Source organism: Soonwooa purpurea (assembly GCF_053891095.1).
Map to the genome: position 1 here is coordinate 1 of NZ_JBSSMA010000010.1, position 13,599 is coordinate 13,599.

11 protein-coding genes are annotated in these 13,599 nt (G+C 34.5%); 6 read left to right on the forward strand and 5 right to left on the reverse strand.

The window, feature by feature from the left end; all coding sequences use genetic code 11:
• Positions 1-197, forward strand: a 197-nt coding sequence (locus ACVFVN_RS10085) for a hypothetical protein (RefSeq protein WP_456233938.1), incomplete at its 5' end; no start/stop codon positions are given.
• Positions 198-255: 58 nt separating this feature from the next.
• On the opposite strand, the gene ACVFVN_RS10090 is transcribed toward ACVFVN_RS10085, so the two are convergent.
• Together ACVFVN_RS10090 and ACVFVN_RS10095 are read right to left on the reverse strand one after the other, a co-directional pair.
• Positions 256-3,195, reverse strand: a complete 2,940-nt coding sequence (locus ACVFVN_RS10090; protein ID WP_456235152.1) for a T9SS type A sorting domain-containing protein — start codon at positions 3,193-3,195, stop codon at positions 256-258.
• Between the two features lie 114 nt (positions 3,196-3,309).
• A complete protein-coding gene (locus tag ACVFVN_RS10095) occupies positions 3,310-6,657 on the reverse strand; it encodes a methylmalonyl-CoA mutase family protein (protein ID WP_456235153.1) in 3,348 nt (1,115 codons plus the stop codon).
• 143 nt (positions 6,658-6,800) lie between these two features.
• Here ACVFVN_RS10095 and ACVFVN_RS10100 point away from each other — a divergent pair, with 143 nt between their 5' ends.
• Both ACVFVN_RS10100 and ACVFVN_RS10105 read left to right on the forward strand, forming a co-directional pair.
• Positions 6,801-8,330, forward strand: coding sequence for a hypothetical protein (locus ACVFVN_RS10100; protein ID WP_456235154.1), 1,530 nt, complete (start codon positions 6,801-6,803; stop codon positions 8,328-8,330).
• A 10-nt stretch (positions 8,331-8,340) separates the two neighbouring features.
• Positions 8,341-8,673 carry a hypothetical protein gene (locus ACVFVN_RS10105; protein ID WP_456235155.1) on the forward strand — a complete coding sequence of 111 codons (333 nt, stop codon included), beginning with the start codon at positions 8,341-8,343 and terminating at the stop codon, positions 8,671-8,673.
• A 62-nt stretch (positions 8,674-8,735) separates the two neighbouring features.
• On the opposite strand, the gene ACVFVN_RS10110 is transcribed toward ACVFVN_RS10105, so the two are convergent.
• Both ACVFVN_RS10110 and ACVFVN_RS10115 read right to left on the reverse strand, forming a co-directional pair.
• Complete coding sequence (locus tag ACVFVN_RS10110) at positions 8,736-9,857, reverse strand: DUF3667 domain-containing protein (protein WP_456235156.1); 1,122 nt, start codon at positions 9,855-9,857, stop codon at positions 8,736-8,738.
• Between the two features lie 86 nt (positions 9,858-9,943).
• Positions 9,944-10,867: a DUF3667 domain-containing protein gene (locus ACVFVN_RS10115; protein WP_456235157.1), complete on the reverse strand. Its 924-nt coding sequence runs from the start codon at positions 10,865-10,867 to the stop codon at positions 9,944-9,946.
• A 237-nt stretch (positions 10,868-11,104) separates the two neighbouring features.
• On the opposite strand from ACVFVN_RS10115, the gene rplM reads away from it, so the two are divergent.
• From rplM to rpsB, 3 genes are all read left to right on the forward strand, one after another.
• Positions 11,105-11,560 carry a 50S ribosomal protein L13 gene (gene rplM / locus ACVFVN_RS10120; RefSeq protein ID WP_165136305.1) on the forward strand — a complete coding sequence of 152 codons (456 nt, stop codon included), beginning with the start codon at positions 11,105-11,107 and terminating at the stop codon, positions 11,558-11,560.
• 1 nt (position 11,561) lies between these two features.
• Complete coding sequence (gene rpsI, locus ACVFVN_RS10125) at positions 11,562-11,948, forward strand: 30S ribosomal protein S9 (RefSeq protein WP_165136308.1); 387 nt, start codon at positions 11,562-11,564, stop codon at positions 11,946-11,948.
• A gap of 186 nt (positions 11,949-12,134) precedes the next feature.
• Positions 12,135-12,890 (forward strand): 30S ribosomal protein S2, encoded by a 756-nt coding sequence (gene rpsB / locus ACVFVN_RS10130; protein WP_456235158.1) that lies wholly within the window; start codon positions 12,135-12,137, stop codon positions 12,888-12,890.
• A gap of 82 nt (positions 12,891-12,972) precedes the next feature.
• On the opposite strand, the gene ACVFVN_RS10135 is transcribed toward rpsB, so the two are convergent.
• Complete coding sequence (locus ACVFVN_RS10135; RefSeq protein WP_456235159.1) at positions 12,973-13,599, reverse strand: DUF6759 domain-containing protein; 627 nt, start codon at positions 13,597-13,599, stop codon at positions 12,973-12,975.

Genomic DNA, 13,599 nt, shown 5'->3' on the forward strand with positions numbered 1-13,599 from the left:
ATGATATTGATAAATTTAATGTAGATTTGAATACAAGAAAGATTTTGGTCAAACAAACCGTAAAGGTCTATAATGAGTTAAGACCGCATTTGTCAAACTATTATTTAACACCGATGCAAATGCACCAACAACAAGAATTAATACCAAAATCTTACAAAAAGAAAAACAGTACAAATACGAATATATGTACTGTTTAAAATAAAATTTTATTGGTCTAATCCTGTATCAGTTTTTCAGGACGTTACAAGTAATAGATTAATCTTTAATAAATTTAACAACGGCTTTCTCTTTACCGATAAGTTCCAGATAATAGACACCTTTTGGTAGTTCACTAACATTGATTTGATTGTTTTTTAGGACTTGATTTAAAACCAATTTAGCTGAAGCATCATAAATTTTAACCTCTGTAAAATCCTTATTGTCTTTGATGTTGATAACATCTTTCGTTGGATTAGGATAGATAATAATTGGGGTTTTCTTATAAGTTTCTGCGGTTTCCAATTCTTTTTCTTCTAAAATTGCAATATAATAATTGTCACCGTTAAGGTTATTGATGCTACCAGTCAAAATGTTGTCCGAAATTAAATTTCCAGAGATAATCAGCTTGTCCCCATTTAATTTTTGCAGATTTGGAAAACCATAATAATCGGAGTAATACATTGTATCTATTGTGCGTTTCGTTTTAAAAATAGGTTGATTATATTCTACACCTCCACTGGTATTAAATTTTATAATGTTATAGGTTAGATTGTCTTTAGGGGTACTAGTAAGCGTTGCGTTGCCTACAGTAATCTGATTAAGCCAAGAATGTGATACGTACAAATTAGAATGTTCGTCAGGATAAAGGTTTGCAATCCCATTTAAAATAGCATCTGCAAATATAGGCTGATACCATTTCAAATTTCCCATATTGTCAATTCTGGCTACAAAAGAATTGTATCCAGGAAGGTGTGTAACAGCCTCTGGTATTGGAAAGATTTGGCCGTTAAGATCTGCATAAACTTTATTGGCCGCGTCATGTCCTTGAACTCCATTTACGAAAATATCATCTCCATTGGACTTTACATTTTCAAACCATAATGTTGTTGAATAAGGCTCTGGTAAATCGATATTGAAATTCTTGCCAAAAACTTCTGTCCCATCTGCGGAATATTTAACCATGATTTGACTAATTTGTCCGGGGATTTGTGGTATTGTTACTGCCCCAAACTCAAAAGGTTTGTTTTCATCAAGTGGTCTGGTCTCGAGAAACAAATAGTAATTATCGTGCTGATCGAAAACAAAAAATACATTATCATAAATTAAATCGAGATCATAAAATTTCACCATTTTTATAGTGCCATCATCTGCAATTTTAATAAAGACTGTCCTGTAAGAAGAATTGGGATAGGTGACATCGTCTAACACAAAGCTGGAATCAGTAGAACCTATGATATAATATTCTCCTTTATGCTCAAAAATAGAATAATTACTTAGTCCGTTTTTGAATTTTTTTAACCACTTCAGCTTACCATTATTATTGAGCACGGTCATAAATGTTGTCGCTCTATAATCATCCAAAAGTGTGTAGTAGTTGTCAGTGTACAGATAACAAGAGTTTAAATATTCACAAGTACTAATGGTGGCAATACTTCCATTTTTACTAATTGTAGCTCTTGGTACACTCGATGGATAAACTCCAGTAATACCCGATTTCCAAATTAAGTTGCCATTGGTATCAATTTTAGAAAAAATTTGTGAAGTATATGCCTCATTAAAAGCTGTAATGCTTTGTCCAAAAAAATTAGGTATTGATCCTTTCACAACAGATGAGCTTACATAGTTTCCATCATCGACAACTTTAAAATTATCTGCTAGTATGCTTGCTTTTTTTCCAGTTATGGATTTATCAAAATTGAGAGAATAATAGTAGTTGGCTAGTGGAGAATTATGAACACTTGTTTTTACCGGAGATACTTCACTAAAAAATGAGGTGTTATTAAGAATTTTAAAATCGATGTTGTTGCTTTTTTCAAAGTCATGTTCAATTGACGCGTTGTCTGCATTACCATTAGCATCAATTGATAAGAGCAATGCTCTAGACATATTAAAGGTACTTGAAGAATGAAAAAAAATTATTTCAGATGAAGGTTGTGGATTATACGATAGTTTGAAACCAGCGTTTATGGATTGAAAGAGTTTTATGGTATTAAACACATGTCTTCCAAAAAGTATTTTATTGCCAGAAAACCAAAATACATTTGTTAAGTCTGCATTGATACGGCCTACTGCTAAGTTATTGGCGTTTTGCGTCATATTATAATTGCAATTTGCAATAAGGTTATTTTCGCCTAATATTTTGACTTTTACCGTATTGGTACTCGCAAAAGCTAAACTTCCATCTGATAAAAACTCCAAATCATGTATTATACTGTTTTTGATTTGATCAGCTTCTTCAGAAACAAGTTGTAAAGATGCTATAGCTTCGAAATTGGCATTTGCTTTAAGAATATAGCCTGAATCTTTAGTAAGTGTTTCACTTCCAATTGTTTCTTCGTTCATAGCTTGTCCAGAAAGATACAAATATTGGTTTTTGTATTCGATGGCTGTAACAAGCAAATTCTTATTATAAAATTTTGAAATTAGTTCTCCTGTATTATCATCAAGCTTGAAAACTTGATTTTTCACGAGAACAAAAAGCTTGTCGTTATCAATACTGATATCATTAAACTTATCAGCAGCCCGAAAATATTCAATATTATTTGCCCAAATAATATTTCCAAGAATGTCTAGCTTAATGATTAACGTATTTTTATTATTAGAGTTATATGTATTTCCGTTAATCTCTATTTCGCCATATAGGTAGCATAGTATATAAGTATTGTTGTTTTTTGAGATGGTGTGAAAGGCTTTTAGACTTCCTGTATTTTTGGGAGAGATTGTCTTTAACCAAATTTTGTCTCCCAGTTGGTTGTCTGTTTTTAAAATAAAAAGATCATCCGTCTTAGCTGTTGAAATGTCAATATCGCCTATCTTGGACGGACCATTAGCTTGACCAACAGTAATAGAGTTTCCACTATCATCAAAAACCGTATTAAAGATAGAGCCACCATTATATGTATTGACTTGATGAAGACTTTGTAATGATAGAGGATTTTCTTGTCCATATAGCAATGAAACCAAGAAAATTGTAAATACGAAGTATAATTTTTTCATAATTTTTATTGTTTTGCGAATTTAATAAAAAAAACCTCACCAATTTCGGTGAGGTTTTTCGTTTATCTAAAAGCCTAAAGCAGTTAGTAGTAATATTTGTCTGTGCGACACGCACTACATGTTTCGGCGGTATTTTCCACCCACTTCGAATAAAGCGTTGGTAATTTGACCTAGAGAACAATATTTTACAGCATCCATCATCACATCAAATAAGTTTTGTTGATTGATGGCAGCATGTTGAAGTTTCGCTAAAGCCTCTCCAGATTTATCTTCGTTGGCTTTCTGATAATTGTGCAGGAATTCAATTTGAGCTTGTTTTTCTTCCTCGGTAGAACGGATCACTTCACCTGGACGAACCGTTGGCGAACCATCTTTTCCAAGGAAAGTATTCACGCCGATAATTGGATATTCACCAGTGTGTTTCAACCATTCGTAATGCATCGATTCTTCTTGAATTTTCGAACGTTGGTACATGGTTTCCATTGCACCAAGAACGCCGCCTCTTTCGGTAATTCTGTCGAATTCTTGGTAAACTGCTTCCTCAACAAGATCGGTTAATTCTTCAATAATGAAAGAACCTTGCAACGGATTTTCGTTTTTCGCTAGACCTAATTCTTTGTTGATGATTAACTGAATTGCCATTGCTCGTCGCACCGATTCTTCAGTAGGCGTTGTAATCGCCTCGTCGTAAGCATTGGTGTGAAGTGAGTTACAGTTATCGTAAATCGCATACAAAGCCTGAAGCGTTGTTCTGATGTCGTTGAAATCGATTTCTTGTGCGTGAAGCGATCTTCCCGAAGTTTGAATGTGGTATTTCAACATCTGAGAACGCTCGTCTGCACCGTATTTTGTCTTCATTGCTTTTGCCCAAAGTCTTCTTGCTACACGACCGATTACTGAGTATTCAGGATCGATACCATTGGAGAAGAAGAAAGAAAGGTTAGGCGCAAAATCGTTGATGTCCATTCCTCTCGACAAATAATATTCCACATAAGTGAAACCATTTGCCAACGTAAAGGCTAACTGAGAAATAGGATTTGCACCCGCTTCCGCAATATGGTAACCAGAAATAGAAACCGAATAGAAGTTTCTTACTTTATTTTGAATGAAATATTCCTGAACGTCGCCCATTAATCTCAAAGCAAATTCTGTAGAGAAAATACACGTATTTTGAGCCTGATCTTCTTTTAGAATATCCGCCTGAACCGTTCCACGAACTGTTGCGATGGTTTCCGCTTTAATTTTTGCATAAATATCCGCAGGAACCACTTCATCACCTGTTAAACCTAATAATTTTAGACCTAAACCGTTGTTAGAAGGTGGCAATTCGCCGTTGTATTCTGGACGTTTCAATCCTTTGGCATCGAATTTCGCTTTTAAAGCGGTTTCAATTTTGCCTTCAAGACCGTTTTCTTCTAAATATTTTTCAACATTTTGGTCGATAGCTGCATTCATAAAGAACGCCAAAATCATTGGAGCTGGTCCGTTAATCGTCATCGAAACTGAAGTCAATGCATTAATTAAATCAAAACCGGAATATAATTTTTTAGCATCATCTAAAGTCGCAATAGAAACTCCCGCGTTCCCAATTTTACCATAAATATCGGGTGGTAAAGCTGGATCCTGACCATATAAGGTTACACTATCAAAGGCAGTAGAAAGACGCTTAGCGTCCATTTCCGCAGAAACATAATGGAATCTTCTGTTGGTTCTTTCTGGACCGCCTTCTCCGGCGAACATTCTCGTTGGATCTTCACCCGTTCTTTTGAAAGGATAAATTCCCGCCGTATAAGGGAAGCTTCCCGGAAGATTTTCCTGACCTTTCCAAGCGATTAAGTCGCCCCAATCGTTGTATTTTGGAAGAGCAATTTTCGGAATTCTAAGATGAGAAAGCGATTCTGATGACGTTTCCACTTTAATTTCTTTTCCTCTTACAAAATAAGAGTAAGTTTCCTCATGGAAAGCCTTTTTCGTGTGGTCCCAAGTTCTTAGGAAATCAATATTTTCCTGTTGAAGTTCTTTTTCTGCTTTTTGATATTCAGCATCCAAAGTTTCGTTGGAAATAATGGATTTTACACCCTCAATATGGTACATTTTACGGGCTAATTCTGCTTGTTTCAAAACAGATTCGTCGTATTGTTTGTTGTTTTCTACAATTTCAGAAAGATAACGAACTCTTTTCCCAGGAATAATGGTGGTATCGCTCGTAATTTCTTGTTCCAAAAACTCTTGAAGATTAGTTGAACTAAATTTTTCGTTTACTTTTTTAACCAAAGTATTGAACAATTCTGTTGTTCCGTGATCGTTGAACTGAGAAGCTTTTGTAGCATAAACTGGCATTTCATCCAATTGATTTTCCCAAAGCAAATGATTTCTTTGGAATTGCTTTCTCACGGCTTGCAGAGCATCTAAAGCACCACGTTTATCAGATTTATTCAAAGCGATTAAATCCGCATAATCCAACATGTCGATTTTCTCCAACTGTGTAGAAGCACCGTATTCAGGCGTCATCACATACATCGAAACATCTGCAATATCCGAAACTTCCGAACCCGATTGTCCGATACCCGAAGTTTCCAAAATAATAATATCAGGATGTGCTAATTTTAAAACATTCAAAGCCGTGTGAACGAAAGGCGAAACCGAAGCATTGTTCTCACGAGTCGCCATAGAACGCATAAATACACGAGAATCGTTAATGGAATTCATACGAATTCTGTCACCTAGAAGCGCTCCTCCCGTTTTCTTTTTAGAAGGATCTATGGAGATAATTGCGATTTTTTTATCAGGATTTGAACGAAGAAAACGTCTTACCAATTCGTCAGTAAGCGAAGATTTTCCGGCACCTCCGGTTCCTGTAATTCCGATGATTGGAATATTTAAATCTTTAGCTTTTTCGTTGATTGTAGCTGCTAATTCAGGTTTTTCATCTGAGAAATTTTCTACGGCAGAGATAATTTGCGCCAGTTTTGAAGAATCTTCAAATTTAATATCATTTAAATCTGAAACATTAATATTTGCGCCTGTTGCAAAGTCAGATTGCTTCACCAAATCATCAATCATTCCTTGTAAACCCAGCTCACGACCGTCGTCTGGAGAATAAATTCTATCGATTCCGTAATCCATTAAATCCTTAATTTCTTCAGGAAGGATTACACCGCCACCTCCACCAAAAATCTTGATTTGTGACGCATTTTTTTGTCTTAAAAGATCGTAGATGTATTTAAAATACTCGTTGTGACCACCTTGGTAAGAGGTTAGCGCAATGGCATTGGCATCTTCCTGAATGGCAGTATTCACCACTTCTTCTGCAGATTTGTCGTGTCCTAAGTGGATAACTTCGCATCCAGAACCTTGGATGACACGTCGCATAATATTAATAGCTGCATCATGACCATCGAATAAAGCCGCTGCAGTAACTATTCTAACCTTGTTGTTAGGGGTATATTTTTGGTTTTCCATAAAGTTTAACTCAATTTCCAAATATAAACATTTAAGACGATTTCGTCAAAGCCCCAAATGGATGGATATGATCTGTTAAAATCTTACAATCGCTTTAATTATCGATGTTTATTCATTATTTTTAAGCGCGAAAAAAATAAACAATGAAAAAGTTATTAATGTCGGCATTTTTTGCCTTTAGTTTTGGTATTTCTGTATTTGGTCAACAGTTGAGTTATTTCGATGAAAATTGGCAGCCGACAACGAAGGAGAACATGTCTTATTATCGTGAAAGCTATAAACAAGATCATGCGACTTTGGTAAAAGATTTCTATAAAAATGGAGTTTTGCAAATGGAAGGAAAGGCTATCGATGCAACACCAGGAAAAGAAGTTTTTGATGGAAAAGTAACGTGGTATTTTCCAGATGGAAAACCACAAAGTGTTGTTTCTTATAAAAATGGTGAAATCTCTGGAGAAGTGAAGTCTTATGACGAGAAAGGTCGTGTTGTTGAGGATTTTGTCTATCAAAGTTCCGAAAATATGACAGGGAAATCTTTTCTTTACAGAGACATAGAAAACGGGGTTTCTTATAACAGTATTTCTGAAACCAAAAATGGTGAGCTTCGTTATGTAAAAGCTTTTAAAAGCAATGATAATCCTTTAGGCTACGAAACTTTTTATAAAGAAGATGGCACCCATGAAACGAAATATTACAACGAAAAAGGAAAACATATCGGAAGTTTAAAAATTGATAAAGATTGGAAAACGACAGGGGTTGAGGTTACTTTCGATTATACAGATTTCCATATCAGTCGTATCGATCGCTTTGGTAAAAATGGAGAAGTAGAAAGCTATGAGTCGTATTATAGCAATGGCGCAAAAGCACAAGAATACATCAAAAAAAATAAAGAAGCTACCAAAATCACTTACGACTTGATGGGTAAGCAGATTGGAAAATTGATTTCTAAAATTGGGGATGATTCGGAGTATATGCGAGAGTATAGTGGAGAAGATTATAGCTTTAGTTATACCGATATGACAATATCATCGGTTACTAAATATAGCAATTATAAAATAGAATCTTTAAAAAGTTTTAACAACGAAGGTCAATTGGTGGAATTCTCCAATTTTGAAGACGATTTGTTAAAAGATTCGACTTATTACAATCCAGATGGTTCGGTAAAAGGAAAGTTGATGTACAAAGATGGCGCAGCGTATGATGGCGATTTTTACTCGGAAAACGTGATTTCTAAATATAAAGATGGGATTTTGCAGGAATCAAGATCTCTGGATCAATCGACTGGAAAGCTTATCTATGAAACGAAATTCGATCCAATGCTTAAAGTTCATAACACCAAAATTTATGACCAAAACGAAAAACTAAGATTTAGTTATAAAAAGTTTGAAAGCGATGATTACACATTTAGTGCCGAGATTTTACAATTCAAAAATGGAAAACAAATCAGCAAAGCAGTTGTGAATGACGGTATTTTGGTAGATGGCAAAATTAGATACCAAGATTATCTTGGAGAAGTAGAGCAGGAAGCTAAGGGCAACTGGCTATTTATAAGGAAATTTACTCAAGATAATATTATGTATATGGAAACAAAAGAATTGATAAAAATTGATTCAGAAGAGTATTATCGCCCGACTTCTAATATTTATGAAGAAACTTTATTAAGCGTTTACTAATTTTGCAGCTATGATAAGAGCGCTTATATTTTTAGTTTTAGGAACACTGGTTAGTTTTTTATTTCAATATTTTTTGTCAGGAACGGGAAATGCGAAGATTGATTTATATTATGCTTTCGCTTTTGGATTAGGCTGGGGAATGGCGTATTTTGTAGATCGACCAGACTGGGCGTTGCCGAAGAAAATGGGTTTTTCTCTAATTGGTGTAATCGTGTTAGTAATTATTGGTTTTGCATTTTTCAATTTTGAAATTGCCATTCCATCTATTATAAGATTTTCTACGGTTTTTGTAGTTTATTATTTGATAGCAAGTTTCCGCGACAGCAAATCTTTAAGACAATAATATTTAATTAAATTTTAAACTATAGTAAAAAAGCGTTTCAATAGGAACGCTTTTTCTTTGTATTAATGCATCGTTAAAAAACTCACAATGGCCAATCCTATTAATAAGAATGTGAAAATAACCAAGTTTAAAAACATCATAATCCAGCCGATAAGAATGCTTATTAAACCATGCGATTTGTACACACGATGATGTGCGATGAAAAAGTAAGCGAATATGTAAATGGTAATAATACTCATCACTAAATATATAATCGACGTTATTGCGTTTCCAAGTTCGAAAGATATATCGATTTTGAGTAGCAATCCTGTGATAAGAACACTTATTAATAAGAACGAGAAATAATGTAATGTGAAAATACCATGTTCAAAATACCACCATTTTTTCTTGGAATGGAAGAGCCACAACAGAAATGCGAAAATAGGAAGGTAGAAAAAAAGTGCTTTCGGAAGATTGTGGAAAGATGTTGTTGCAAGGTTTTTGTAGATGTCGCCTTTTTTTATCCCTTTTTCTTTCAGTTCAAAAAACTTGTGTGCAATAGGATCTATTAGCCAGTCTGACGATGTCTGACCTTTTTTGTATTCTTCCCAAGTTTTATAATTATTAAATGTCGAGCTATCTGCAATCTTGCTGTCTGCATCAACAATATCTTCCCAGTCGAGATCCGTCTTCGATTCTGTATCTAAGTTTTTGATGATGTTTTGCAAAGAGTCTATTTTTTTACTAGATGCTGCATTTATAGTTGTGTCTTTTTTGACTTGTATTTCTTTAACCACCTCAAGAAGTACTTGGCGTTTCGCTTCTTTAACTTGATGGTCCGCAAGGCTTTCGTTTTGACTGACTTGCAAATCCTTCGTGTTTAGACTAATTGGTGGAAACATAGCAAACATAAAGAAGGTGACAAAACTGACAAAAATATAAAGCTTAACTGGTGGGACAAATTTTTGTCGTTTGCCTTCGAGGTAAATGCTTGTCAATTGCCCCGGTTTGAAAAGTAGATTTTTTATCGTGCCCCAAAATTGTCCGTCATAATGTGTGAAGTCTTCAACAAAATGCGTAAACAAAGAATAAAATGGCTGTCTGGTTTCAATGTTTTCTTGTCCGCAATGTGGGCAATATTTGATGTCAACCTCATGTCCGCAATTAAGGCAAGTCTTGTCTGCACGCAGTTTACCGTGGCTCATAATTATGTTGTTTTGTTATCACAAATATAAATTTTCTCAGCGAAAATGTTTTAAAAATGATAAATGCTACATGTGTTTCTTATTGCTTAGTCAATAGTCACGAATGTGTAGTATAAAATTGCAGCTAACAAACAGCCAAAAAAACTAATATTTATAATTAAAAGAAAAATGCTTTTGAAGAGCGTGAGAGCGATATTGGATTTGTAGAATTTAAAAGAAGCTCTTATAAAATAATAAAGACAAAAGAGGATAATTCCGTTTTGTAAAATATCAACAATTTTGCTGATGAGGTCGGTACCCATCAAGATTTGTGTCGTTTCCAAAACATACCACACAAAAAAAGCAATAACCAATAAGGTGAAAAAGTGTATGGAAAAAATACTGTGTCTGTAATAAGTCCAAGGTTTTCGATTATAAGCGATCCAAAGACTTAACGTGAAAATTGGCAAATACAGGAACAAGGCAGTTGGAATATTGATAACGAATTTTGAGATTAGTTTTTCACTGATCTGCTCGTCGCTCCAGCCACTTTTTTTCAGGCTTTTTAGTTTTTCATAGAAAGGATGGTATAGGAAATAGATGTTAGGATGTTCGTTTAAGGCTTTTTGATCCATCTTAGCAATGCTTTCTTCGGTTAAGCTTATAACATCATCATCGGGCTCGTAATAAAACCTAAAGCTTTGTTTTTGGTGAAATCCAAACAATATAGACGTTAAGAAAAATACCAAAAAACTAATAGCAATGTAAAATCGTACAGGTTCTATATGGGTGGCGCGTTTTCCTTTAAGGAATTCAGAGCTTAAAAATCCAGGTCTTGAAATAAGAATTTTTATACTACTAATTAAGCTTTTGTCATACTTTGCTTTGTTTTGAAAATAGGAGAGAAAGGCAAAATAGAAAGCTTGTTCTGTCTTGGTGTTTTCTTGTCCACAATAGGTGCAATAACGCACTTCGACTGTCTTTCCACAGTTGAGGCAATTGCGATCCTCTCTTAATTGCTTTGGATTCATGAGATTAGTTTTGACAAATATATTTATTCATATTCGAATTGCCAGTTGGAGGTTTATCTTTTTTGTAGAAAGGTTTATTTAAAATTTAAAATGAATAAAAATTTGCGTTTTATTTAATTTATTGAATGTCTGATTATTTAGTAGAAATATTGAAAAGGATTTTTTATTCCGAAAATAATTCTTACCTTTGCACACCTTTTATAGGGAAAAATTATGTTTAATCGTAAACGATAAATTGTGAATACATTAAGTTACAAAACCGTATCGGCTAACAAAGCTACTGCAAATAAAGAATGGGTTGTAGTAGACGCGGCTGAGCAACCGTTGGGAAGATTAGCTTCTAAAGTTGCAAAGATTTTGAGAGGTAAGCACAAAACGAACTTTACACCACACGCAGACTGTGGAGATTATGTAATCGTTTTGAATGCAGAGAAAGTAGCACTTTCTGGAAACAAGTGGGATGATAAAACTTACATTTGGCATACTGGTTATCCAGGTGGACAAAAGTCAATGACTGCTGCTGAGCTTATGAAAAAAGACAATCTAAGAGTTGTACAAAAAGCTGTAAAAGGAATGTTGCCTAAAAACAGATTAGGTAGTGCAATTCTTAAAAATCTTCACGTATATGAAGGTACAGAGCATAAGCATGAGGCACAACAGCCAAAAGTTATTAACCTAAACGAATTCAAATAATATGTCTACAGTACACAAAATCGGAAGAAGAAAAACTTCTGTAGCTAGAGTATACGTAAAACCAGGTGCTGGTAACATCACTATCAATGGTAAAGACGTTAAAACTTACTTCGGGACAGACGTTTTAGTATACAAAACAAACCAACCATTTTTATTAACAGAAACTGTAGGTCAATATGATGTAACAGTTAATGTTTTTGGTGGTGGTATTACAGGTCAAGCTGAAGCTATTAGATTAGGTATTTCTAGAGCACTTTGCGAAATCAACGAAGAATTCAGAGGGTTTTTAAAACCTCACGGTCTTCTTACAAGAGACGCAAGAATGGTAGAAAGAAAGAAACCAGGTCAGAAAAAAGCGAGAAAGAGATTCCAATTCTCAAAACGTTAATTTTCAAGATTCAAGATATCAGACACAAGATTCAAAACTGTTATGTTTCATCTTGGTTCTCGGTTCTTGGTTCTATTATCTAAAACAAAAAATTGCCCGTTACGTTTAGCATCCAAACGCTTCTCCCATCTAAAGAAGTTGTTGATTGTTTAAAAAACGGAAAGTAAACTAACAAAAACAGAAAACATGGCAAAAGCAAATGTAAAAGACCTATTAGAGGCTGGCGTACACTTCGGTCACATGACGAGAAAGTGGAACCCAAATATGGCTCCATACATTTTCATGGAGAAAAACGGTATTCACATCGTAGATTTACATAAAACAGCTGTAAAATTAGACGAAGCTTGTAGCGCTTTAGAAAAAATTACATCTGCAGGCAAAAAAGTTCTTTTCGTAGCGACTAAAAAGCAAGCGAAAGAAGTTGTAGCAAAACACGCTGCAGAACTTAATATGCCTTATATTACTGAAAGATGGCCAGGTGGTATGCTTACCAACTTTGTTACAATCAGAAAAGCGGTTAAGAAAATGAACCACATTGATAAAATGAAGAAAGATGGTACTTTCGAAACTTTATCTAAAAAAGAAAGATTACAAGTTGATCGTCAAAGAGCTAACCTAGAAAAGAACTTAGGCTCTATTTCTGACATGGTGCGTCTTCCTTCTGCTATTTTCGTAGTAGATATTATGAGAGAACACATTGCCGTTACAGAAGCTAAAAAATTAGGTATTCCTGTTTTCGGTATTGTTGATACGAACTCTGATCCTAGAAAAGTTGACTTCGTTATCCCAGGAAACGATGATGCTTCTAAGTCTATCGACATGATTCTTTCTGTAGTTGGAGAAGCTGTGAAAGAAGGTCAATCTCAAAGAAAAGCTGAGAAAGAAAAATCTAAAGAAGACGAAAAAGTAACAGCTGAAAAAGATGCTGACTTTGATGCTTAATCAATAGATTTATCAACATAGAAAAGCTTCAGATTTATTCTGAAGCTTTTTTTTATTTTAAGTTTAAAATAATATTTAAATATTAACTCTTAGTTTTATCTTTTTCGATATTAAGGGAAATAACAATATTTTTATTAATCGATTTCGAAGACTCGTATGCCGCATCACAAATATTAGAACGAAGCGTATAACTTCCCTTTTTTACAATAATCGATTTATCAGAGTTAGCAGGTACCGCAAGATTATACAATTGTGGACCTTCCATATTAAGAATCATATCGCAAAGCGATTTGTTCTGAATTAATACCACCGAAGTAGGACTGTTGGGATCAGCTTCATTAAATAAGTCATTAAGAATCTTTGCTGTAGTCTGCTTTTCGCTAGATTTATCCTCGTCCATGAGTTTGTTGAAGAGTGCGCGATCTACTTTGTCGGATTGAATATGGTATGCTTTGTCAGCGTTTAAAGTTGGTGTAGCAATGGGAGAAGCCTTGTCGTTTTTCATCCAAGATGCGTTTTTCAAACTTACCAATTTTTTCTTTAAAAACAAACGGTACTGATCGTCTTTGTGTGCAGTACTCAGATAAGCTTCAATCTCTTTAATATTGGTGCTTTGTGTAATATGTTGTTTCTTTTTTGGAGTTGTGTTGTTTGCCGTGCTACAAGATGCCAATATTAAAATGCCAACAGCATAAAATAGTCTTTTCAT